Source organism: Ruegeria sp. N10 (assembly GCF_056531545.1).
This window is the reverse complement of record NZ_JBQFLY010000001.1, coordinates 171,598-195,248: the sequence shown is the minus strand read 5'-3', so window position 1 is coordinate 195,248 and position 23,651 is coordinate 171,598. Positions and strand designations below refer to the sequence as shown.

Genomic DNA, 23,651 nt, shown 5'->3' with positions numbered 1-23,651 from the left:
ACCATGTAGGTGCTTTTGTATAGAGAACAAAGCAGTTGTTTGGCTATTGTGACACAGGCTAGACGGCCCTCACAACGCCCTCACCCTCGGCCTTCTAAACACCCCCGCGGGCCCCACAACCAACTCATGCAACGCCCAGACCAGCGCATCGACCCGGTCGGGCGAGCCCTGCCCTTCAAACCCGCGCGCGGTCATCTGGCACATCTGCTCCTCCAACGCGTCCAACCCGGCCACATGGCGCACCCGCCCCTGTTCGTACAGCGCTGCCACAGGCTCGGCCCGCGCGACCTTGCCGCGCGACGCGCGTACCGCCCGATAAGGCACCAGAGGGTCCACCTGCCGCACCACCTCTTCAACCAGTTGCCCGCCCTGATTGACCTCGGCCACCAGCCGTTCGGCGCCAAATTCATCCATGGCGTCAATCGCCGCCTGCGCCCAGCCTGCCGGGCCAACGCCCTGCACCGTTCGGTCAGCCAGCACGAACGCCCGCCACGCCTCAGGCGGGCCTTGCACTTGCGCCCCAACCACCACGATCCCGCAGGCATCCGCGCCTGACCCGGATGTCACCGCCGGGTCCAGCGCCACGACGATGCGATCCAATTCGGGCACCTGCGCACAGCGCGCCGCCTCCAGCATCGAACCCGTCCACAGCGCTCCTTCCGCGTCTGACAGCAGCACCCCGTCCAGCTCCTGCCGTCCCAGCCGAGTACCCGCATAGCGCGCGCGCACTTCTTCCAGAAACGACGCCGCCAGATTGGCCCGGTTCGCTTCGGTCGGCGCATGGGTCTGCACGGTAGAGGGTGACGCCAGCAACTCCTTCAAAACCTTCACATTGCGCGGCGTTGTGGTCACGCAGACCCGAGGCCGCTCGCCCAAGCGCAGCGCAAATTGCAGCATGTCCCAGGTCTCACCCGCCTTCTTCCACTTGGCCAGCTCATCCACCCAGGCCGCATCAAATTGCGGCCCGCGCAACCCTTCGGGATCATGTGCTGAAAACGCCTGCGCCTCGGCCCCGTTGGGCCAGATCAGCTTGCGCTCGGATGCCTTCCACGTGGGCCGCCGATCCGAGGGCGAGCATTGCAATATCCCGCTGTCGCCAAAGATCATCACGTCGCGCACCTGATCGAATGTTTCACCCACCAGCGCCACGCGGCACGCCTCGCCCTTGTCCAGCGGTTTCGGCCCCTCGACCATCGACCTTACCCACTCGGCCCCGGCCCGCGTCTTGCCCGCACCGCGCCCGCCCATGATCACCCAGGACCGCCAGTCGCCTTCGGGCGGCAATTGATGCGGCAGCGCCCAGAATTCAAACAGGAAAGGGAGGGCACACAGCCCCCCCTCCCCGATCTCACTCAGAAATCTCTCCCGCACCGCAGCATCGGCGGAGGCGAGCCAACCTGCACCCGATCTCAAATCGGGCCCGCTCAAGGTCGAGCGCGTACCCTCCTTGGGCAATTCCGGCTTGTCTGTAATGTTGTTCGACAAAGCTTGTCTCCACTTTCTGGCAACTTCGGATCAGCCCCTCCAGCTGACCGAGTTGCTTGGCTGAACCAGCAAGATCTGCATCCTCCCCGGCACCGATCTGTTTGCGCAGGTCTTCTGCCGCTTGCCGCAGATCGCGAATGGACCTTTCCAGGGACTGCAACAGTTCAGCCGTCTGGGAAATCCGCTCTTCCGGGGTAATCAAAGTCATGTTTGCCTGTGACCTCATGCGTGAGTGTTCTCCGCACGAGAGAAACGAAAAAACGGCCACCGGGTCGCCCCGAGGCCGTTCGCCCACTTCTTCTAGCATGACACAACCAATACGGGATAAAGCGCGTAAAGTCAAGGATTTACGCAACAGGCGCGCAACAGGGATCGTACGGTGCGGGTTAACGGACAGTGAATTTCCGGCCATGGTAACCCTCGGCCAAAACGCCGCCCCGCCCTTTAGCCTTCCAAGCTCTGACCGCCTCACCGACCAGAGGGATTAACACAGGGTTACCCCCGTGCCGCTTTCAGCGTGTACAAATTGCACACTCCCCACCTTGACGCGTGTACAAACCTGACATTTTCCGAAATCGCGCTCAAAATCGCCCGCATCACCCGATTTCGACGCGTCAAGGTCCTGCGCGCAACCTGCCCGCGGCAAAACCAGTCCTTGACATTCCCTCCCGAAACCCTCATGTGCGCTTAATCACGGCGCCACCGCGTGAGCATCGTCGGGCTTCAGGCCCCACAGCGCCAGCACATTACTCCCGGTTCCCCTTCACGCAGGGTTCTTTACGCGATGGCCGGATGGCGCTGGATTCGCTCGCGCATCCCGAGGTCTCGCACAACCCTGCCGGTCACATGAACGTGGCCAGTCACCACCTGCTCGTGGGGTTTAACCTGCGGGCCGTAAAGGATAATTTTTTGTTCGACTTCGATATGCTCGGCCTCGCGCCGACACTGAACGACGCGTTGAAACGCGCCAATTTCACTCAACCCACCCCGATTCAGAACCAGGCCATTCCGCTGGCCCTGAACGGGCATGACATCCTCGGGCTGGCCCAAACCGGCACCGGCAAGACACTGGCCTTTGGCCTGCCCCTGATCGACCACCTGCTGGCGCAGCCCGGCAAGCCCGATCCCAAAACAGCCAAATCACTGATCCTCGCCCCCACCCGCGAGCTGGTGAACCAGATCGCCGACAGTTTGCGCACCCTCACCAAAGGAACAAAGCTGCGGGTCGCTACAGTTGTTGGTGGCCAGTCGATCAACAAACAAGTGATGTTCCTCGCACGTGGCACCGATATTCTGGTCGCCACCCCGGGCCGCCTGATTGACCTGATGGAACGGGGCGCTGTTGACCTTGGTTCGGTGCGCCATCTGATATTGGACGAAGCAGATCAGATGCTTGACCTGGGCTTCATTCACGCTCTGCGTCGCATCGCGCCTGCACTGGGCACGCCCCGCCAGACCATGCTGTTCTCGGCCACAATGCCGAAACAGATGGAGGAGCTCAGCCGTGCCTATCTGAACAATCCGCAGCGGGTGCAGGTTTCGCCCCCGGGCAAGGCCGCTGACAAGATCACCCAGTCCCTTCACTTTGTTTCGAAACCCGGAAAACCGTCTAAGTTGCGCGAAATCCTGTCGCAGGACGCGGATGCACTGACACTGGTCTTCACCCGCACAAAACACGGCGCCGAACGGCTGATGAAAGGGCTGGTGGACGACGGCTTTAACGCGGCGTCCATTCACGGGAACAAAAGCCAGGGCCAGCGTGACCGGGCCATCAATGCCTTCCGCGCTGGTGAGGTGAACATACTGGTGGCCACCGACGTTGCCGCGCGTGGCATCGACATCCCCGGCGTCGCCTATGTCATCAACTTCGACCTACCCGACGTGCCCGACAATTACGTCCACCGTATCGGGCGCACCGCCCGTGCCGGGCGCGAAGGGGAAGCGATCGCGTTCTGTGCACCGGAAGAAGTCGACCTGTTGCGTCAGATCCAGAAGCTGATGAAAATTGAAATCCCTGTCACAAGCGGCACCATGCCGGAAGGGGTCGAGGTTCAGCAACCTGCACGTCGTCAAAACAACCGCCGTCGCGGGTTCAAGCCCAAGCCGGCCAACGGCGATGGGAAACCTTCCAGCTCCAGACGGCGCCGTCCCAACAAAAGACGCTCAGCCGCCTAAGAACTGAAGAGCCTGCCAAAGAAAACGCCGACGCCAGTTTTTATACCGGCGTCGGCGTATTTTGTTAACAAAACCAGCAATCCGCCCGGCTTAATTCCCCGAGCTCTGCTGTTCTTCAATTTCGCGCCATTTGGCAACGTTGCGATTGTGCTCCTGCAGGGTTTCTGCAAACGCATGCCCGCCCGAGCCGTCAGCGACGAAGAACACATAGTTGGTGTCATCCGGCGCAACCGCTGCTTCCAGGCTCGCCAGACCTGGATTTGCAATCGGCGTCGGAGGCAGCCCGTCGATCTGATAGGTGTTCCACGGTGTTGGACGGTTCAATTCGCTGCGCCGCAACCCGCGACCCAATGTGCCCTGCCCCTTTGTCACGCCATAGATGACGGTCGGATCGGTTTGCAACCGCATCCCTTGTTTCAGGCGGTTCACGAACACACTGGCGACCTGGCCGCGTTCCTCCGGAACACCGGTTTCCTTTTCGATGATAGACGCAAGGATCAGCATCTCTTCAGGAGTGTCCAGCGGCAACCCGCCTTGACGGCTTTCCCAAACCGCGTTGATCCGCAGTTGTTGCTTGTCCTGCATGGCTTGCAAAATCGCATTGCGATCCTGTCCGGCCACAACATCGTAACTGTCCGGGGCCAACATGCCCTCAGCCGGAATCTCGGTCACATCACCCGACAGCGCTTCGAATGATTTCAGAGCTTCAACCACCTGCCACGAGGTCACACCTTCGGCAAGCGACACGCGATAGCGCGTATCAGACTCGTTGCGTTTCTCGGTATAGGCCTCAGGCGTTTGTTCCTCTGCCGCATCAAATGAAGCAATCTCGACAAAATCCAGTGTTGCCGGATCCAGTTCACGCACGCGGGTTTGGGTGCGTGTCACACCGATACGGTATTCGATTTCCGACCCGCAAGTGCTGGCGCCGCTGCTGGTGATTTCTTCGATGATCTGCGCCATCGACGCACCTTCGCGCACCAGAAAGCTGCCCGCTTTCAACCGCTGCGCCTGATCGGTATAGTCAGCGGCCATTCGAAACAGAATTGAACTTCGAATGGCACCCTGATCTTCCAGATCGCGACTGACACGTGTCATGTTCGAACCGCTTTTGACCTGAAGGCAAATCGCGGTCTCAAGCGGGCCTTCGGCCTTGTACTGCGACTGTCCCCACAGGATCAGACCGCCCACCAGAAACAGGCCGACCACCAGGATGGTCAGCGCATTCGAAGCGATGGCCCGCCACATTTAATTGACCTTTCCGAAGATCACGCTGGCATTGGTTCCACCAAACCCGAACGAGTTCGACAGCGCCACATTGATTTCACGCTCGCGCTTGGCGTTGGGGGCAAGATCAATCGGAGTTTCAACAGCCGGGTTATCCAGGTTAATTGTTGGCGGTGCGACCTGATCGCGGATTGCCAGAATTGAGAATATTGCCTCAATCGCGCCCGCAGCACCCAGCAAGTGACCGGTTGCCGACTTGGTCGAACTCATCGTCGCATTCCCGGCATGCTCGCCCAACAGGCGCTCGACAGCACCCAGTTCGATCGTGTCCGCCATGGTCGAGGTGCCATGCGCGTTGATGTAATCCAGGTCCTTCGGCTCCAGCCCGGCGCTGCGCAACGCCGCTCTCATAGAACGTTCGGCCCCGTCGCCATCCTCGGACGGCGCAGTGATGTGATAGGCGTCGCCCGACATACCATAGCCCAGAACCTCGGCGTAGATCTTAGCCCCACGCGCTTTGGCGTGTTCGTAATCTTCCAGAACCACGATGCCGGCGCCCTCGCCCATCACGAAACCGTCACGGTCCACGTCATAGGGTCGGCTGGCAGCCTTTGGATTATCTGCGTATTTGGTCGACAGCGCCTTACATGCGTTGAACCCGGCAATACCGATCTCGCAGATGCAGCCCTCGCCGCCACCTGCCACCATGACATCCGCGTCACCCGCCCGGATGATGCGGCTGGCGTCGCCGATTGCGTGCGCACCGGTTGAACATGCGGTCACGACCGAGTGGTTCGGCCCTTTGAACCCATGGCGAATTGATACCTGACCCGAGGCCAGGTTGATCAGTGCGCCCGGAATAAAGAACGGAGATACCCGACGCGGACCCTTGTCGCGGATCAGGTTCGCGGTATTGGCAATCGATCCCAGACCACCAATGCCCGAGCCGATCAGAACACCCGTACGCAGGCGCGATTCTTCGTCTTCCGGCAGCCAGCCTGCATCCTTACAGGCCATTTCGGCGGCCGCGATGGAATACAGGATAAAGTCTTCGATCTTGCGCTGCTCCTTCAGCGGCATCCAGTCATCGGGATTGAAGGTCCCGTTGGTTCCGTCGCCGCGCGGCACCTCGCAGGCGTAGGTCGTTGCGACCCCGCTTGCCTCTGCATCGAAATGCGTGATTGGGCCTGCACCGGACTCTCCGTCCAGCAGCCGCGACCAGGTTTCCTCGACCCCGCTGGCCAAAGGAGTGACCAATCCAAGACCGGTTACAACGACTCTGCGCATGAAGTGCCTCTTGCCTGCTTCCTCTTATGAGAACCGCTCATACCCCGGCCCGGGGTGCGGGGGCAAGAGCAACGGTTCTTTCCGTCCCGGCGTCCTGTCGCCGAATGCCCAAGGAAACCAGAAATTCGGCGCTTGTCAAAACCGCCCTTTCGCGCGTCCAGCCGAAAGGGCGGAGTTGCTTACTGAAACTGCGCGACCGGCTCGTGGGCCGATTTGGCAGTTTCAAGTGCTTTGGCCAAGTCCAGTGTCTTGCGGAACAACGCACGCCCGACAATCGCGCCCGAGATGTTGGGGATGTATGCCAGCCGTGAGATATCGTCTGCTGTGCGCACGACACCGCTGGCAATCACCGGAGTACGCGAATGGTTTGCCAATCGCGAGATCAGACCAAGCTTTGCCTCGACATCTTCGATGTCGCTGTCGATATCTGTTACCACGATGGCGGCAAAGGGCGTATCGCCGAATGCGTCGATAAAGGCTTCGGGCGTGAACGCACTTTGGCTGCGCCAGCCGTCAGTCATAACAAGGCCTTGCCAGACATCCACTGACAGCACGATCTGGTCAGGGTGCAGCTTGGCCAGATCCTTGACCAGGTTTGGTTCACGCGCAGCAAGCGTGCCAACCACGATGCGGCCCGCGCCCTTGTCGATCCAGCGCTCAATCTGCTCGCGCGAGCGCATGCCACCCGCCAACTGCACCGGAATCTCGGCCTTGCGAAGGATATCTTCGACCAGCTGCGCGTTGGTATCCTTACCCTCGATCGCGTCGAAATCCGTCAGGTGCATCCATTCGGCACCCGCCTCTGCCCAGCTCCGTGCGGTTTCTACCGGATTCACGTGCCAGATCATCGCTTCTTCCAGACGACCCTTGTCCAGCGAGACACACCGGCCGTTCTGCAGTTCCATCGTGGGGTAAATCCTCATGAGCTTGGTCCTCCGCTCAATCGCTCTGAAAATCCCCGGCAGCATACATCCAGAACGCCCGTCCGAAATCACCGGGATCGGCACAGCTTGGCCATTTTGCGGCATACTGTTTAAGTGGCGAATCTATGCGCGAGCTGGCGGTCCGTTGCGTCGTAACAAATGCACCGGGGTTTCATTATACACCCCTTCCCGCATCAGAACATAGCCTAGCTTCTTGGCGAGTTTCTGCGAAGACATGTTCGTCGCGTTTATCATCGCGACCAACGGTCCGGGAATCACCCGATCAAACCAGTCATGCGCAGCCTTGGCTGCCTCGTATCCCAATCCCTGCCCCTGTGCTTCGGGGACCAGCACCCACCCCGCCTCTGGGAAGCCGTCGAAATCGTCGCCCATGCATCGGTTGCTATAGAAGAATCCGGCCTGCCCTATCAGCTTGCGATTCGATTGTTGCATCACGCCCCACTGGCCAAAACCGGCCATCTGCCAATGCCCGGCATTACGCAGGAACGAATCCCACGCTTCGCCACGCGACCGGGGAGAGCCGCCGATATGCCGGACAACACAAGGGTCACGCCAAATTTCCGCAAACCGGTCGAAGTCTTCCGGGCGCATGGCGCACAGCGTCAAACGCGCGGTATTTATCATCGGAGTGGATCTTATCATGCCCTGTCCACTTTGAGTTTTGCCTCAGTGGAAACAGTGCGCAGGCCACAATAGCCACGCAAGTCCGAAATTCGGGCAGGCATAAAAAAACGGCGCCCCCGTTGCCCGGAAGCGCCGATTTTGATCAGAAAGAAACGCTTAGGACGCTTCGCTGATGAACTTGACGGCGTCGCCAAAGGTCTGGATGGTCTCGGCTGCGTCATCGGGGATCTCGATGCCGAACTCTTCTTCGAAGGCCATGACCAGCTCAACAGTGTCCAGGCTATCTGCGCCCAGATCGTCGATGAAGGACGCGTTTTCCACGACTTTATCTTCTTCAACACCCAGGTGCTCAACAACGATCTTCTTAACGCGATCTGCGACGTCGCTCATGTCTATTCCTCATTCCTTTACAGGGCGGTCCGCCCGATTCTGCCCTTGCCCGCACGGGTTGGCTTTGGTTTGCCCGTTTTGGGCGGTTTCGGTCCCGGCGAACCGGGAAATAGAAGGCCGACCTGAACGACCGGCCCCGCATAGATGCGCCGCCTATAGCATAGTCGACGCAAGAGGCAAACGCTTTCGCACTCGCCCCTGTCGCGCTCACAACATGGCCATACCGCCGTTCACATGCAAGGTGCTTCCGGTAACATAGCCCGCTTCGGGGCTGGAAAGATACAGAACGGCAGCTGCAATTTCCTCGGGATCGCCCATGCGCCCGGCCGGAACCTTGAGCAACAGACCCTTTTTCTGTTCCTCGGTCAGCTTCTCGGTCATTGCAGTTGTGATAAATCCAGGTGCCACGGAATTCACAGTAATTCCGCGTGTCGCAACTTCGTGGGCCAAAGCCTTGGAAAACCCGATCATACCGGCCTTGGACGCGGCATAGTTCGCCTGCCCCGGATTGCCGATTGCGGCCACCACGGACGAGATATTGACGATACGGCCCCAGCGCGCCTTCATCATGCCCCGGATCACCCCTTTGCACAGTTTCATGGTCGAGGTCATGTTCACGTCAATGACGCTTTGCCATTCTTCGTCGGACATGCGCATGAACAGGTTGTCGCGCGTGATTCCGGCGTTGTTTACAAGAATGTCCACCGATCCCATCGCCTCAGCCGCTTGCTTAGGCAACGCTTCAACGGCTTCCGGGTCACTTAAGTTGCAAGGCAGAACATGCGCGCGTTCGCCCAGTTCGTCGGCCAGAGCCTGAAGCGGTTCAACGCGTGTACCGGACAAACCAACCGTTGCACCTGCGCCATGCAACGCACGTGCGATGTCACCTCCGATACCGCCCGAAGCACCGGTGATCAGCGCATTCTTACCTGTTAAATCAAACATTCGGTTTCCCTCTTGCTGCGTCGCTTACAACGCGGATTGAGCTTACGATTCGACCTGAATGGTCTTCTGAACGTCTTCCGGTGTGCCCACGGCCTTGCCCGCGATTTCGCGATCGATCTTGCGGATCATACCGGACAGCGCCTTGCCAGCGCCGATTTCCCATGTTTCAGTCACGCCTTGAGCCGCCATATATTGCACGCTTTCCCGCCAGCGAACCGAACCGGTCACCTGCTCGACCAGCAATTGACGGATCAGATCCGGATCGCTGACAGCCTCGGCGCGAACATTGGCCACCAAAGGTACGGCTGGTGCCTTAATTTCGACGGCAGCAAGCGCTTCTGCCATTACATCTGCAGCAGGTTTCATCAGCGAACAGTGAAATGGAGCACTTACCGGCAACATAACGGCACGTTTTGCACCTTTTTCCTTGGCTATCTCGGCTGCGCGCTCGACAGCCGCTTTTGAACCCGACACGACGACCTGCGTGGGATCGTTGTCATTTGCGGCCTGACAGACCTCGCCCTGTGCGGCTTCTTCCGCCACGGCGCGCACGGCCTCCAGTTCCAGCCCCAGAATGGCGGCCATGGCCCCCTCGCCCACGGGTACCGCGCTTTGCATAGCCTGACCACGGGTGCGCAGCAAACGCGCTGTATCTGCAACAGACATGGCCCCCGCCGCGGCCAGAGCCGAGTATTCACCCAGTGAATGCCCCGCCACAAAAGCCGCCATGCTGACGGATACGCCCTCGGCTTCCAAAGCGCGCATGGCTGCCATCGATGTTGCCATCAACGCGGGTTGGGCATTCTGGGTCAGTGTCAGGTCAGCAATATCGCCGTCCCAGATCAGGCTGCTCAACTTCTCGCCCAACGCATCGTCCACCTCATCGAAGATGGCCTGAGCTGCCGGGTAGGCCTCAGCCAGAGCTTTGCCCATACCTATGGTCTGGGCGCCTTGCCCCGGGAAAACGAACGCGAGTGTCATTGCAACCTCATGGATGGTGTCAGGTTGCGGCGGGGTGTAAACTGACTGACCGTCTGGCACAAGTATTGCCTGCTTTCTGCATTCTGGCACCTTTTGTGTGCACCCGCGCTCACTTGTGTCTGTTTCATCCGCCTTTACCTTGGGCACACCCTAGAATCCCGGAGCGCCCGACATATGCAATCGACCAATTCTTTTTCAAGCTACGGCAGCATCGCAAAGACGTTTCATTGGCTAACCGCGTTGCTGATCTTCACGGCTTTGCCCCTCGGCTGGGTCGCGGACAATCTGGCACATGCGGTACTGCACTCGGCAACGGCCCCGACCGAGTTGGAAATTGCCCGTGCAGCGCGCGTGTTCTCATTGCATAAAACCGTGGGGGTTACCGTGTTCTTCGTGGCATTGGCCCGCATTCTTTGGGCGTTCACGCAAACCAAGCCCGGCCTTCTGAATGCTGACAACAAACCCGAAGCCTTCGCCGCTGAAACCGTCCACTGGCTGCTTTACGGATCGCTGGTCCTTGTGCCGCTGACCGGTTGGATTCACCACGCCGCGACCGAAGGCTTTGCCCCAATCCTTTGGCCCTTCGGCCAAAACCTGCCTTTTGTACCGAAATCCACCGCCGTGGCCGAGGTTACAGGGGTTCTGCACTGGCTTTTCATGTGGGTTCTGGTTGTTTCCCTTGTCCTGCATGTCGCAGGTGCGCTGAAACATCACGTCATAGACAAGGACAGCACATTGCGCCGGATGTTACCGGGCCTGTCTGATGTGCCGGAACCACCACATCAAACCCATTCACTGATTCCAGCCGTCGCGGCACTGGCGGTCTGGGGCGTCGTCGTCACCGGTGGCTGGGCAACTGGAAAGCTTGCCCAAAACGTAAGTGAAGCACCGGATGTCCAACTGGCCGAGGTTCAATCTGAATGGCAGGTTCAGAGCGGCACGCTGTCGATTACCATTTCGCAATTGAACAGCCCCGTTACGGGTACGTTTTCCGACTGGACGGCAGCAATTGCCTTTGACGAGCCCACAGGCCCGGGATTGGCGGGATCTGTCGATGTCACGATAGCCATTGGCTCGCTTAGTCTTGGAACCGTAACTGATCAGGCCATGGGGCCGGATTTCTTCGATAACGCCCGGTTCCCAACTGCCCAGTTCAAGGCCGACCTTTATAAAACAGAAAATGGGTACGAGGCGCGCGGCCCGCTTACAATTCGCGACAAGTCGATCGACGTCGTTTTGCCCTTCTCGCTGGATCTTCAGGGCGACACAGCCACAATGGCGGGCACGACCGAGCTTAATCGGTTGGAGTTTGACGTAGGCACATCGCAGCCTACCGAAGACTCGCTGGGCTTTACCGTCGCAGTATCCGTAGAACTCACTGCGGCACGCGGTTAGTAAGGCAAAAAAAACGCCGGTGATTTGATCACCGGCGTTTTTCTGTTCGTGATTCCGCGATTACTCGGCTTTTTGTGCCTCGACCGAAATCTGGATCTGCACTTCGTCGCTGACAAACGGTGCAAACTGACCCAGGTCGAATTCGCTACGGACCAGCGTTGTTGTGGCATTGAAACCCGCCCAGGGCTGATTTGCCATCGGGTGAGTGTCAGCCTTGTTGAGCTTTGCGTCCAGAACAACCGATTTGGTCACACCGTTCATCGTCAGATCGCCGGTGATGTTCGCGGTGTTTTCACCAGTCACCTCGATTCCTGTCGAAGTAAAGGTGATCAAATCTCCTTCGGCCGCGCCAAAGAAATCCTCGGTCATGAAGTGATCTTCACGGGGTTTCCAGCCGGTAAACATCTCCAAAACGGGCATCGACACACTCACGCTCGAAGCGGCGGGGTTTTCCTGGTCGAACATGATCTCGCCTTCAAAGCCGGAAAACATGCCAGTCGTGGTTGAAAACCCAAGGTGGTCATAGCTGAAAATGACCTGGCTGTGGCTGGGATCCAACACGTATTTCTCGGCGCTGGCGAATGCCGTTGTCGCTGATACGGCCAATGCAGCAGCAAGAAGGGTGGATTTCATATCAATCTCCGCGGTTTTGTGAATGCAGTCCGTCAGGACTGCTTGAATACAAAATGTGCCGCCCAAGGGCGGCACACAACCTTTTTTGATTCACAACTTCTGTTCTTTTTTGAACAGAATAAAAATCAACCGAAAATTGTTACGCTTTTGCTGAGCTGCCCTTTCAGCGCCCGGCTGACATCCGCCGATTCAAGTGGCAGCTTCATCAAAAGACTGCCGTCCACGTCAAACAGGTGAACTTCATTCTCTTCAAAACGCGCCCCACCCAGCGAGTCATAGCTGCGGCGCAGGACAGTCTGAGGGCGTCCGTCTTCGTTCTTTTGCAACACCCGGACTTCTCGGCGGATCGGGTCGAAATAGGCGTCAGGGCGCGGGTCAAGAACCTCGATCGTCAGCAAGGCGACGCCAACGACCAGAAACAGCATGGACGCCGCCATCTTGATCGGCCAAACATCTGCGCCAACGACCGATCCGGGCATCAACCACATGGAGAACGCAGAAACGATCAGGAACGCCCCGACCATCCGCGCCAGGATCAGGCGGGCCTTCCAGTTCGGTGCAAACGTGATCATTACCGGCACTGAATTTTCAAATCGCGAGCCGGCAACGCTTTCCTGATATGCGTTTGTGTTAGTAGCGGTCATAACACGTCACCCTTTTAAGGTTACTTTCGAAATTCTGTTGATCCGGTTGATGTCCGGTATGCAAAACAACTTTGAGCCGAAAAGCGTCAGCAATTGGGCGGCCTAAAGGAATTTGGGCGGCGTCTCAGAGGCATATGTGGCAGGGCTTGCCCTTGCGGCTCAGACGTGTATACGGGGCCATCCTTCGCAGTCGTAAGAATCGCGCAGCCTCTCGTGGCAGGGTCGCGAAGGAACGTTTGGCCCCGCCTATGAAATGCGCCTTGATATAAACAGGAGTGCACATGCCACTGTATGAGCATGTAATGATCGCGCGTCAGGATCTGTCCAACGCGCAGGCGGAAAGCCTCGTCGAACATTTCGGCACCGTTCTGGCTGACAACGGCGGCAAGCTGGTTGATAGCGAGTACTGGGGCGTCAAGACGATGGCCTACAAGATCAACAAAAACCGCAAAGGCCACTATGCCTTTCTGAAAACCGATGCCCCCTCGGGCGCGGTGCAGGAAATGGAACGCCTGATGCGTCTGCATGAAGATGTCATGCGCGTTCTGACCATCAAGGTCGACGGCCACGAAGATGGTCCGTCGGTTCAGATGCAGAAGCGTGACGAACGTGGCGAACGCCGCGAGCGCCGTTGATCAACGCCTGAGAAAAGGACTCTAAACCATGGCCGCAAAACCATTTTTCCGCCGCCGCAAGGTCTGCCCGTTCTCGGGTGAGAACGCGCCGAAGATCGACTACAAAGACACCCGTCTGCTGCAGCGCTACATCTCTGAGCGTGGCAAGATCGTTCCTTCGCGCATCACCGCCGTTTCGGCGAAGAAGCAGCGTGAACTGGCCCGTGCTATCAAGCGCGCCCGCTTCCTCGCCCTTCTGCCCTACGCTGTGAAGTAAGGAGAGACTGACATGCAAGTTATCCTGCTGGAACGCGTTGCGAAACTGGGTCAGATGGGCGACGTCGTTGACGTCAAGCCCGGCTACGCCCGCAACTTCCTGCTGCCCCAAGGCAAAGCCCTGAGCGCGTCCGACGCCAACATCGCGTCGTTCGAAGCCCAGAAAGCGCAGCTTGAGGCCCGCAACCTGGAAACCAAGAAAGAAGCTGAAGCACTGGCTGAAAAGCTGGACGGTCAGCAGTTCATCGTGATTCGCTCGGCATCGGATGCCGGCGCTCTGTACGGTTCGGTCACCCCGCGTGACGCCGCTGACGCCGCAACCGAAGCAGGTTTCACCGTCGACAAGAAACAGATTGTCCTGATCGCCCCGATCAAAGAACTGGGTCTTCACACTGTCGCAGTGAAACTGCACCCCGAGGTTGAAGTCGAAATCAAAATGAACGTGGCCCGTTCGGCAGAAGAAGCCGAACTGCAGGCTTCGGGCAAATCGATTCAGGAACTGGCTGCTGAAGAAGAAGCCGCTGCTGAATTCGAAATCGCCGAACTGTTCGACGACATCGGCTCGGCCGCTTCGGATGATGATGACATGGTTGCCGACGCGGCACCGGTTGCGGAAGACGAAGCCAAAGCCTGATCCGGCTGCTTGTGAGCATCCTAAAGGCCGCGCCAAAGCGCGGCCTTTTCTTTTTTCCCTTTGTATTCACAAGTCGTACCGGCAAGTTTCAGCCCATTTTCCCGTGTACGCTTGAAGGCTCATTGTCGTTCCGTATCATTGCCGCCGAAATCCAGAGGACCGAAAAATGCTTGTTTATCTGCGCCAAAGTTTCCTGGCACTGTTTCTATTTGTGTCGTTGGTTGCCTGCGGGGCAGACCAGGTCTCCAAGGCGGGTACGCCACATTTTGACCCGCCGCTCCACCCGAATGAAACGCCCGAGCTGAGAGCTTCGATCAACAGATGGGCGGACTATTACGAAATTCCGCGGGAGCTGGTTCACAAGCTGGCCATTCGCGAAAGCACACATCGACCATGGGCCGTCAACCGGCCCTATTACGGCCTTCTTCAGATCCTGCCAGCCACGGCGCGCTCGATGGGATACACCGGCAAAGCCGAAGGTTTGCTGGACGCCGACACCAACCTTGAGTTTGCCGGGAAGTACTTGCGCGGGGCGTGGATGCTTTCAGATGGGGACCAACGCAGGGCAATTTTTCTGTACGCCAAAGGTTTTTATCCCGAAGCTAAAGCCCGAGGAATGCTGGTCGAAACCGGGCTTAGGCCAACACCCTGACGGTCATTCGCGTCAGAATTCGATCGGAATCAGCACTTGAAACTGAATAGTGACAAAAATGTTCTATTGGGTGTCGCAATATGCGATATTGCACAGACAATTTAGACCTCTCCTTGTCATGTTTAGAAAAGTATGATGTTCTGACTTGGTGAGGTAAACGGGTTCCACTCTGTGTAATACGCATGCTCGACGACACCATCGGGCAGCAAGATGGGCCACAGCTGGTAGGCGCCACATGGAAATTGTCGATCTGAGCACCCTGCCGGATTCAGAAGTTCGATATACCGAATTTCTTAGGCAAATCTGTGAGAAGCATGACATGGATCATGCTGCCTACGCAGGCATGAATCCGGCGGCAGGAACTGTGGCTGGCTTTGTCACCTATGACGACGCCTGGACTGAGCACTACCAGAAACAGGGTCTGATCATGATCGATCCTACCATCCACATGGCCCGCCGCAGTATCGCACCGGTGGATTGGAGCCGTCTGGAAAGAAGCCCAGATTTTCAACGCGTTTTCCGGGATGCTCACGATTTTGGCTTGCCCAGTCAGGGTGTTACGATCCCGGTACGTGGCCCCTACGGTGATATTGGCCTGCTGAGCGCAACCCGAAATTGCAGCAAGGAAGAGTGGCGTAAGCTTTACACGAACTTTATCGGCGATTTGCAGGCCATGGCCGTGCACATCCACGACAACGTCGTGTCCTCGGATCAGCTGACCGGCGCACTATATCATCCGACATTGTCCTCTCGCGAAGCGGAAATCCTGCAATGGGTCGCTGCAGGTAAGTCGCAGCAGGATATCGGCGATATTTTGTCTATTTCGCACCGAACCGTAGAAGTACACTTGCGTTCGAGCCGGGAAAAGCTTAGTGCGCTGACCACCCCTCAGGCTGTAGGGCGGGCGATAGCGATCGGGCTTATTACCCCGGGATAAACAAAAAAATCCCCAAATTTCGTCAAAATACGGGAATCCCCCAATAGAAAAATCTTTCGAGAGCGGTAACGTCAGTATTACCGAACAACCACTCGAAGGGGGAAGAAATGATCATCGTGGTAGATGGCCTGAACAGACATATGTTCAGCGAAGTTCTTGACGAAATGTTCGAGTTGAGAGCACGTGTTTTTGGCGGACGTCTTGGATGGGACGTAAAGATCGAAGACGGCAAGGAAATTGATGAATTCGATCATCTGGACCCGGCATATGTAATCGGACTCGACGACGGGGGGAATGTCGTCGCAGCCGTGCGTGCCCTACAGACCACAGGACCTCATATGTTGTCGGATGTGTTTTCGGCAATCCTTTGCGGGGAAGCACCACTTCGCAGCGCAACAATGTGGGAATCAACACGCTTCTGCGTGGACACGCAGCGCCTAACGCGTGGCAAGGAAAAGAATTCTGTCTCTTATGCTACCTGCGAGCTGATGATTGGTTCTCTGGAATATGCCAAGAACTCAGGCATTCAGGATATCATCACCGTAATCGATCCGGTCATGGACCGGGTTCTGAAACGGTCGAACTGCGCGCCATATGACTATGTCGGCGAAACGGTTCCCATGGGGAAAGTCTCGGCACTGGCCGCCCTGTTGGATTGTACCGATGAACGCATCTCGGGCCTGCGCGAATTTGCAGGCATCCGTGAGAACGTCTTTATGGACGACGAAGAGGCACTGGCACTGTTTGCAGCCAAGAAGGCCGCAATCCAGAACCCGGCCAATCAGGATCACAAGCCACTGACTGATCTTGAGAAGTATTTTGTGGAACAGATGAGCGCCGCGAGGAACGAAGCTGAACGTCAGGACGTTCTGAAGCTGATCGAAGCGCTCTCGGATACGTTCACACCAGAGCAGAAGATCGCTTTGTTAGAAACCCCCCGTGCTTTTGCTCATGAGGCCTGACCCCCTCACCTCATAGACACAAAAGCCACCCATGCGGAGCCGTCTGTTTACAGGCGGCTCCGTTTTTTCCCCTCTCTGAACAAAGAGGGAAGGAAGAGGATTATTCCTCTTCCAATGCCTCAATGGCTTTTTGCAGGTCGTCCTTGCTGACTTCCTTGTCGCTGACCTGGGCCAGCTCGAACACATAGTCGACAACCTTGTCTTCGAAGATCGGCGCGCGCAGTTGCTGCTGCATCTGAGCGTTCTGCTGTACGAACTCGAAGAACTGGCGTTCCTGGCCCGGGTACTGACGGGCCTGATTCATGATCGCCTGGGTCATCTCGGCGTCGGTGACTTCCACCTCTGCCTTTTGGCCCAGTTCAGCCAGCAACAGACCCAGACGCACGCGGCGTTCGGCCAGCTTGTTGTGCTCATCGGTGGGTTCGATCTCACCGTGGTCATGGCCGGTTACCTCGGGGTTTTCCTCGTGCCACAGCTGATGTGCAATCTGCTTGGCTTCGGCTTCAACCAGCGACGGCGGCAGGTCGAACGACACTTTCTCATCCAGCGCGTCCAGCAGGGCCCGCTTCATGACAGCGCGCGATGCACCTGCGTATTCTGCTTCCAGACGTTCCGAAATCTGAGTTTTCAGGGCGGCCAGATCCTCGGCGCCGAACTTCATCGCCAACTCATCGTTGATCTCTGCTGCAACCGGCTCTTTCACTTCCTTGATCGTGCAGGTGAAGACCGCGTCTTTTCCGGCCAGGTGTTCGGCACCATATTCTTCCGGGAAAGTCACGTTGACGTCTTTTTCTTCCTCGGCCTTCACACCGACCAGCTGGTCTTCAAAACCGGGGATGAAGCTGTTCGAGCCCAGAACCAGCGGGTAATCTTCCGCCGATCCACCTTCGAATTCTTCACCATCAACCTTGCCGACGAAATCGAACACGATCTGGTCGCCTTCCTTGGCTTTCGAACCCTTGCGGCGGGCTTTGAAGTCCTGAGCGGTTTCAGCCAGATTGTTCAGCGCTTCCTCGACGGCTGCGTCATCCGCCTTGACGATCAGCTTGTCCAGCGCGACCGATTTCAGATCGACCTCAGGGATCGCGGGCAGCGCTTCGTAGGACATCGCGACCTCGATATCATCGCCTTCTTTCCAGTCCTCGTTGGTCATCTTGACTTCGGGCTGCAGCGCGGGGCGGTCGCCGCTGTCCACAAAATGCTTGTTCATCGCACCGTCGATGGATTCCTGCATCGCCTCGCCCAGCAGGCGCTGGCCAAACTGCTTTTTCAGCAGCGCCATCGGCACCTTGCCTTTGCGGAAGCCTTTCATTTCGATTTCCGGCTGTGCTTCGGTCAGCTTTTCATTGACCTTGTCGTCCAGTTCGGCTGCGGTCACAACGATGTTGTAGCCGCGTTTCAGACCTTCGTTCAGCGTCTCGGTAACCTGCATTTTGGTAGTCCCCATAGGATTCGGGGCGCGCAAAACGGGCGCGCCGGGCAAATTTGACGCCTTCTATTTGCCCTGCCGCCAACGTGCAAGGGGCAAAGGCTGAATCAACCTGGTTTTGGCAAAAAAGAACGCCCCGGTTTTCGGGGCGTTCGTGTTGGGTCGCTGGAAGGCAATTAAAACTTCCAGCGCGCGCCCAGAACCCATGCTTCGTTGTTGTCAAAGGATGAACCATCATCGAAGTCGTGGTTGCGATACTTCAGGTATACATCGGTATTGATCGCTTCGACCTTCTGCACGACAGCGATACCCCATGCCTTGGTGTCGGACCCGTTGGTCTCGAAATCCGCGCCGTCATAATAGTCGATGCCGACACCTGTCTTACCCCAGGAAACCCAGTTCCCTTCGTACGAGACCTTGCCGTACCAGTAATTCGGGTCCGTCTGGCCAGCCCGGTCATCGTCACGCGTGCCGCCGGCAATCGTGAAACCCAGACCGCTGGGCAACAACACCGAGGCCGAACCGATGGTATCTTTGCGATCCCCTGAATTGTCATCCCGGTCCCGCACCGAATACGCGACAGCTGCCGCAAACTCTACTCCGCCTGCAAAGGTGTTTTCATAGAACACACCGACGTCGTAGTAGTCATCATCGTCACTGCTGGACAGGATGTTCTGACCATATGCAAATGCGGCCGAGAACCCGTTAACCGTTGGTGTGTCATACCGCACACGCCCGCGACGTGAGCCGTCAAAGTTGCTGGAACTGTCACCAACCGTAATACCGCTCAACACACCGTTTGTGCCACGATAGAAAAAGCCCGAGTTTTCATCGTTTGTGAACGAATACAGCGCGGTGCCGACATAGGACAGGTCCACCTCGGCAGCACCATCTGCCACCATGCTGCCCTGACCAGCCGAGAATTTGCCGTAGCTGCCCTTCAAGGCAAAATCCACAAATCGGATATCGTCGCGAGTCCAGCCGCTGAAATTTGTACCGTTCTGGTTCCATTCAGTCGAGTTCGGCAAGCCCAACGCCGTTTCCAAGCGAAAGGTAAACTCGTTCTGGCCAAATGGCTGCATCAGGCGCAGGCCAACCCGGCTGTTCGACAGATCGTTGTCGAGGACCCGGGTCTCGGTATCTTGCCCGTCATCAACAGAAATCAAGGCTGGGTTAAACTGCCCGTACAACAGCACATAGCCGCCACTGTTATTTTCGTATTTCAGCTCTGCGGCTGCCGGAACAGCGACCGTGGCAGTCAGAAAGGCAGCAACCGATATCTTTTTGATATTTGGGGTCATTTCACTCACCATAATTGGTTCGGGGTTCAGATACTGCCCATTTGTTTACTGAATCCGAGCGTTCCAGTGGTCTGCCCCTTGTCTTACGCAAGAATTGTATTTTAGCAACAGAACACACAAAGAACTCTACCATTTTACATTATTTTTCATCAGCTTACAAGATACGACTCCAGCCCCCACTGGCAGCTTGCAAATGAATAGTGATGCCTACCTATGCACCTGACAAATATGCGGTATGCATCCGCGCACATCTTGACAGCGAAAACATGCGATTCAGACAGAGCCTGAACTGCTTTCTGCCCAAAACAACTAGACATTCAGCTGTTTGAAAACACCGGGCAATTGCTCAGGCAGATCCTCGGCGATCAATCCCGGCCCGAAACGCCGTGCGCATTCCACGTGCAGCCACGCTGCTGTCTCAGCCGCCGTCATCGGATCGCCCCCCCGCGCCAATAGCCCGGCGATGTAACCGGCCAACACATCGCCTGACCCGGCGGTTGCAAGCCAAGGGGCCGCGCGATCATAGCACGCAGCATTGATCGAACATCGCCCGTCCGGGGCCGCAATGACAGTATCCGGCCCTTTGAACAACACGACACATCCCGCACGTGCCGCTGCCTCTCGCGTTGCGCCCACCTTGGAATAGGCGGGGCCTCTGACCGGCGTTTCGCTCAGCTTTTCCGCCAGATCGGGGAACAGCCGCGCAAACTCTCCGCCATGTAGGGTCAGAACGCAGCGGTCATGCAGCATTTCGAACAGGTTTCCGGGATCACCAGCAAAAGCTGTCAGCGCATCCGCATCCAGAACCGTCGCACGTTTCGCAATCAGGGCGACCGGCACCAGGTCCCGCGCGCGCTCCAACCCCAAACCGGGGCCCAGACAAAGGGCGTTCATCCGCACGTCCTGCAATACGTCTGACAGCATTTGAGAACCATCAATGCACTGTAGCATGAGGGCAGTGATCCGGCTCGCCACCTCTGCCAACGCCAAGGATGGCACCCCCAGCGTCACCAACCCTGCCCCAATCCGCAAGGCCCCCCGCGCGGCCAGACGCGCCGCACCGGTCTTGCCGGGGCCACCCGAAAGGATCAGGGCATGGCCATGGGTGTATTTGTGCGCAACGACTGAAGGTAAATCGCTTTGCTTTGTCAAAAGCGTTCTTGCACGCCGCCCGCTATCGAGCTTCTGGTCGTCCAGAGTGACGCTGCGGACTGGACCCCGGCCTGCTCTTTCTCCTTGCAAAATAACCTGCCCCCAGTGCCGCTCCGACGTTTCATTCAGACCAATTTCGACGACGCTCACTTTCCGGCAATAAGCCGGACCGTCGCTCAACACATGCCCAAGTTTTCTTCGTTCGAAGGTTACTGTCAGATCCGCAGAAAGGGGTCTGGCATCGGTCAGTATTCCTGCTCGGGCACCAAGCACCTTTCCGCTGTCCATGCACAGCCCCGAAGGTGAATCGACTGCCACAAAGCGAACACGTGATGACAAGCTGCAAAAATACTCCAACAATTGCCCAAGCACAGGATCAATCGGACGTGTCAACCCCGTGCCGAAAATCGCGTCCACCAAAACGTTTGGTATTCCAAAATTGGCCAGGCGGTCATTCTTCAAGCCTTCTTTTGAAAGCGCGTTGATAACACCCAACTCACCCCATCGCTGATAATTCACCCGCGCGTCCGGCGGCAGCCTATCTGGATCGCCATACAGGAATACCTCAACCTTCCAGCCCAGTTCCCGCAAAAGACGCGCCACGACAAACCCGTCACCGCCGTTGTTTCCGGGCCCGCACAGCACGACCGCGCGCAACGGATTATCTTCATCTTTTTCCAAATACTCCGGGGAGCGCGAGGGGTTGGCCCCTCGCCTGTCCAGATCTGGCCATTCCTCGAAGATCGCCTCGACAACGCCTTGCCCTGCCCGCTCCATCAGCTCCAAGCCCGTGACCTCACCGGACTCGATGGCCGCGAGTTCGATGGCTTTCATCTGCGCCGCTGTCAGCAATTCGGACATGTCACACCCTCGCGCGATTCAGTTTCGATTACTTTTTGTGCAAACCGCCCAAAAATTAGCACAGAGCCTGATTTCAACGGATACCGACCCGACCGATACCGCAATCACGTTGCTGCCCGATCTTAGACGTGATCACTGCGCCTGAGACAACCATTCAAGGTGAGCCGGAATGAAAAAGATCGAAGCGATCATCAAGCCGTTCAAACTGGACGAAGTGAAAGAGGCGTTGCAGGACGTAGGTGTTCAGGGTCTCAGCGTCGTCGAAGTCAAAGGTTTCGGCCGTCAGAAAGGCCATACCGAGCTGTATCGTGGCGCAGAATATGTTGTCGACTTTTTGCCCAAGGTAAAGGTCGAGGTCGTATTGGACGATGACCAGGTCGATGCGGCCATCGAGGCCATCGTGTCGGCAGCCAAGACCGACAAGATCGGCGACGGTAAGATCTTTGTCTCTCCGGTTGAACAAGCCATTCGCATCCGTACCGGCGAGACCGGCTCGGACGCGCTCTAACATACCAATCTTCAAGTCAGAGGAATCAAGAGAATGAGCAAGGACGCAGTTCTTCAGCTGATCAAGGAAGAGGGCGCCGAATATGTCGACGTCCGTTTCACCGACCCCCGCGGCAAGCTGCAGCACGTGACCCTGATGGCCGATCAGGTCGACGAAGACTTCCTGGACGAAGGCTTCATGTTCGATGGCTCGTCCATCGCAGGCTGGAAGTCGATCGAAGCATCGGACATGAAGCTGATGATCGACACCGAAAGCGCATATGTTGATCCGTTCTACGCTGAGAAAACCATTTGCGTACACTGCACGGTCGTCGAGCCCGATACAGGCGAAGCCTATGAGCGTGACCCGCGCGGCACAGCGCAGAAAGCCGAAGCCTACCTGAAGGCATCGGGGATCGGCGATGTTGCATACATGGGCCCCGAAGCCGAGTTTTTCCTGTTTGACGATGTCCGGTATTCGAACACGATCAACAAGGTATCCTACGAAGTTGATGCAACTGACGCATCATGGAACACCGACACCGAATACGAAATGGGCAATACGGGCCACCGCCCGGGCGTCAAGGGTGGCTACTTCCCGGTGAACCCGATCGACGAAGCGCAGGACCTGCGGTCGGAAATGCTGTCCACCATGAAGCGTCTGGGCATGAAGGTCGACAAGCACCATCACGAAGTTGCTTCATGCCAGCACGAACTGGGCCTGATCTTCGACAGCCTGACCAAGCAGGCGGATGAGCTGCAAAAGTACAAATATGTCATCCACAACGTGGCTCATGCGTACGGCAAATCGGCAACCTTCATGCCGAAGCCTATCGCAGGTGACAACGGCACCGGCATGCACGTGAACATGTCGATCTGGAAAGACGGCAAGCCACTGTTCGCGGGTGACAAATACGCTGATCTTTCTGACGAAGCGCTGTACTTCATCGGCGGCATCCTGAAGCACGCCAAAACCCTGAACGCCTTCACCAACCCGGCTACCAACAGCTACAAGCGTTTGATCCCCGGTTTCGAAGCCCCAGTTCTGCGCGCCTACTCGGCCCGCAACCGTTCGGGTTGTGTTCGTATTCCGTGGACCGAAAGCCCCAAAGCCAAGCGCGTTGAGGCTCGTTTCCCCGACCCGGCTGCAAACCCCTACCTGGCGTTTGCCGCTCTGTTGATGGCTGGCCTGGACGGCATCAAAAACAAGATCGATCCGGGCGAAGCCATGGACAAGAACCTGTACGATCTACCTGCCGAGGAACTGGCCGGTATCCCGACTGTCTGCGGCAGCTTGCGTGAAGCTCTGGAAGCGCTGGCTTCCGATCACGACTTCCTGTTGCAAGGTGACGTGTTCACCAAAGACCAGATCGACGGCTATATCGCCCTGAAGATGGAAGAGGTCGAAACCTACGAGCACACACCACACCCGGTTGAGTACGGCATGTATTACAGCTGCTAAGCAACACGGCATGGATTTACAGGGGCGCCCAAACGGGCGCCCCTGTTTCATTTGCGCCTGTCTGTCGCTGTTCAGCCTTTTCGGGTGCCATGGCACAGAATACACACCTTTTACCTTCGCCCTTGCTATCTGCCCGATGCTGAGGATCTGAAACT

24 protein-coding genes are annotated in these 23,651 nt (G+C 57.4%); 10 read left to right on the top strand and 14 right to left on the bottom strand.

The features are described from left to right. Positions 1–69 precede the first annotated feature (69 nt). Positions 70–1,371, bottom strand: coding sequence for a DNA-packaging protein (locus tag ACR0JI_RS00965; RefSeq protein ID WP_480492972.1), 1,302 nt, complete (start codon positions 1,369–1,371; stop codon positions 70–72). After that, complete coding sequence (locus tag ACR0JI_RS00960) at positions 1,349–1,693, bottom strand: hypothetical protein (protein WP_267366896.1); 345 nt, start codon at positions 1,691–1,693, stop codon at positions 1,349–1,351. Before ACR0JI_RS00960 ends, ACR0JI_RS00965 begins: the two co-directional genes overlap by 23 nt. A 701-nt stretch (positions 1,694–2,394) precedes the next feature. Between ACR0JI_RS00960 and ACR0JI_RS00955 the strand changes: the two genes are divergently transcribed. Next, on the top strand, positions 2,395–3,660 hold the full coding sequence (locus ACR0JI_RS00955) for a DEAD/DEAH box helicase (protein ID WP_480476779.1): 1,266 nt from the start codon (positions 2,395–2,397) through the stop codon (positions 3,658–3,660). Between the two features lie 90 nt (positions 3,661–3,750). Here the strand turns inward: ACR0JI_RS00955 and mltG are convergent, their stop codons facing one another. From mltG to fabD, 7 genes are all read right to left on the bottom strand, one after another. Then, positions 3,751–4,908, bottom strand: coding sequence for an endolytic transglycosylase MltG (gene mltG / locus ACR0JI_RS00950; RefSeq protein ID WP_480473382.1), 1,158 nt, complete (start codon positions 4,906–4,908; stop codon positions 3,751–3,753). Next, positions 4,909–6,174: a beta-ketoacyl-ACP synthase II gene (gene fabF, locus ACR0JI_RS00945; protein ID WP_480473383.1), complete on the bottom strand. Its 1,266-nt coding sequence runs from the start codon at positions 6,172–6,174 to the stop codon at positions 4,909–4,911. It abuts the gene before it with no gap. Between the two features lie 179 nt (positions 6,175–6,353). Then, positions 6,354–7,097 (bottom strand): 1-(5-phosphoribosyl)-5-[(5-phosphoribosylamino)methylideneamino]imidazole-4-carboxamide isomerase, encoded by a 744-nt coding sequence (locus tag ACR0JI_RS00940; protein WP_480473384.1) that lies wholly within the window; start codon positions 7,095–7,097, stop codon positions 6,354–6,356. Between the two features lie 123 nt (positions 7,098–7,220). Beyond that, a complete protein-coding gene (locus tag ACR0JI_RS00935) occupies positions 7,221–7,760 on the bottom strand; it encodes a GNAT family N-acetyltransferase (protein WP_480473385.1) in 540 nt (179 codons plus the stop codon). Between the two features lie 138 nt (positions 7,761–7,898). Beyond that, positions 7,899–8,132 (bottom strand): acyl carrier protein, encoded by a 234-nt coding sequence (locus ACR0JI_RS00930; RefSeq protein WP_050602116.1) that lies wholly within the window; start codon positions 8,130–8,132, stop codon positions 7,899–7,901. Positions 8,133–8,339: 207 nt separating this feature from the next. Continuing rightward, positions 8,340–9,077 (bottom strand): 3-oxoacyl-[acyl-carrier-protein] reductase, encoded by a 738-nt coding sequence (gene fabG, locus ACR0JI_RS00925; RefSeq protein ID WP_480473386.1) that lies wholly within the window; start codon positions 9,075–9,077, stop codon positions 8,340–8,342. A 42-nt stretch (positions 9,078–9,119) separates the two neighbouring features. Then, on the bottom strand, positions 9,120–10,058 hold the full coding sequence (gene fabD / locus ACR0JI_RS00920; RefSeq protein WP_480492971.1) for an ACP S-malonyltransferase: 939 nt from the start codon (positions 10,056–10,058) through the stop codon (positions 9,120–9,122). 174 nt (positions 10,059–10,232) lie between these two features. Here fabD and ACR0JI_RS00915 point away from each other — a divergent pair, with 174 nt between their 5' ends. Beyond that, positions 10,233–11,453: a cytochrome b/b6 domain-containing protein gene (locus ACR0JI_RS00915; protein WP_480492970.1), complete on the top strand. Its 1,221-nt coding sequence runs from the start codon at positions 10,233–10,235 to the stop codon at positions 11,451–11,453. A gap of 60 nt (positions 11,454–11,513) precedes the next feature. Here ACR0JI_RS00915 and ACR0JI_RS00910 read toward each other — a convergent pair whose 3' ends face one another. Further along, positions 11,514–12,086 (bottom strand): YceI family protein, encoded by a 573-nt coding sequence (locus ACR0JI_RS00910; RefSeq protein WP_209596807.1) that lies wholly within the window; start codon positions 12,084–12,086, stop codon positions 11,514–11,516. Between the two features lie 125 nt (positions 12,087–12,211). Then, the gene (locus ACR0JI_RS00905; RefSeq protein ID WP_480473389.1) at positions 12,212–12,658 is read right to left on the bottom strand and encodes a hypothetical protein; all 447 of its coding nucleotides are present in this window, start codon (positions 12,656–12,658) and stop codon (positions 12,212–12,214) included. 353 nt (positions 12,659–13,011) lie between these two features. Here ACR0JI_RS00905 and rpsF point away from each other — a divergent pair, with 353 nt between their 5' ends. From rpsF to ACR0JI_RS00875, 6 genes are all read left to right on the top strand, one after another. Continuing rightward, the gene (gene rpsF / locus ACR0JI_RS00900) at positions 13,012–13,365 is read left to right on the top strand and encodes a 30S ribosomal protein S6 (protein ID WP_209503558.1); all 354 of its coding nucleotides are present in this window, start codon (positions 13,012–13,014) and stop codon (positions 13,363–13,365) included. Between the two features lie 28 nt (positions 13,366–13,393). After that, positions 13,394–13,621 carry a 30S ribosomal protein S18 gene (rpsR, locus tag ACR0JI_RS00895; protein ID WP_005608650.1) on the top strand — a complete coding sequence of 76 codons (228 nt, stop codon included), beginning with the start codon at positions 13,394–13,396 and terminating at the stop codon, positions 13,619–13,621. A gap of 12 nt (positions 13,622–13,633) precedes the next feature. Next, the gene (gene rplI / locus ACR0JI_RS00890; protein WP_267364588.1) at positions 13,634–14,254 is read left to right on the top strand and encodes a 50S ribosomal protein L9; all 621 of its coding nucleotides are present in this window, start codon (positions 13,634–13,636) and stop codon (positions 14,252–14,254) included. A 166-nt stretch (positions 14,255–14,420) separates the two neighbouring features. Next, positions 14,421–14,906 (top strand): transglycosylase SLT domain-containing protein, encoded by a 486-nt coding sequence (locus ACR0JI_RS00885; protein ID WP_480492969.1) that lies wholly within the window; start codon positions 14,421–14,423, stop codon positions 14,904–14,906. Positions 14,907–15,141: 235 nt separating this feature from the next. Next, positions 15,142–15,843 carry a LuxR family transcriptional regulator gene (locus ACR0JI_RS00880; RefSeq protein WP_267364591.1) on the top strand — a complete coding sequence of 234 codons (702 nt, stop codon included), beginning with the start codon at positions 15,142–15,144 and terminating at the stop codon, positions 15,841–15,843. A gap of 107 nt (positions 15,844–15,950) precedes the next feature. Next, entirely contained in the window at positions 15,951–16,805 is an 855-nt protein-coding gene (locus ACR0JI_RS00875) for an acyl-homoserine-lactone synthase (protein WP_480492968.1), read from the top strand. Between the two features lie 100 nt (positions 16,806–16,905). Here ACR0JI_RS00875 and tig read toward each other — a convergent pair whose 3' ends face one another. From tig to ACR0JI_RS00860, 3 genes are all read right to left on the bottom strand, one after another. Then, positions 16,906–18,237: a trigger factor gene (gene tig / locus ACR0JI_RS00870; RefSeq protein ID WP_480492967.1), complete on the bottom strand. Its 1,332-nt coding sequence runs from the start codon at positions 18,235–18,237 to the stop codon at positions 16,906–16,908. Between the two features lie 173 nt (positions 18,238–18,410). Continuing rightward, positions 18,411–19,535: a porin gene (locus ACR0JI_RS00865; RefSeq protein ID WP_480492966.1), complete on the bottom strand. Its 1,125-nt coding sequence runs from the start codon at positions 19,533–19,535 to the stop codon at positions 18,411–18,413. Between the two features lie 309 nt (positions 19,536–19,844). After that, a complete protein-coding gene (locus ACR0JI_RS00860; RefSeq protein WP_480492965.1) occupies positions 19,845–21,548 on the bottom strand; it encodes an NAD(P)H-hydrate dehydratase in 1,704 nt (567 codons plus the stop codon). 169 nt (positions 21,549–21,717) lie between these two features. On the opposite strand from ACR0JI_RS00860, the gene ACR0JI_RS00855 reads away from it, so the two are divergent. Then, complete coding sequence (locus ACR0JI_RS00855; protein ID WP_209503542.1) at positions 21,718–22,056, top strand: P-II family nitrogen regulator; 339 nt, start codon at positions 21,718–21,720, stop codon at positions 22,054–22,056. A 33-nt stretch (positions 22,057–22,089) separates the two neighbouring features. Continuing rightward, a complete protein-coding gene (glnA, locus tag ACR0JI_RS00850; RefSeq protein ID WP_480473395.1) occupies positions 22,090–23,496 on the top strand; it encodes a type I glutamate--ammonia ligase in 1,407 nt (468 codons plus the stop codon). Positions 23,497–23,651 lie beyond the last annotated feature (155 nt).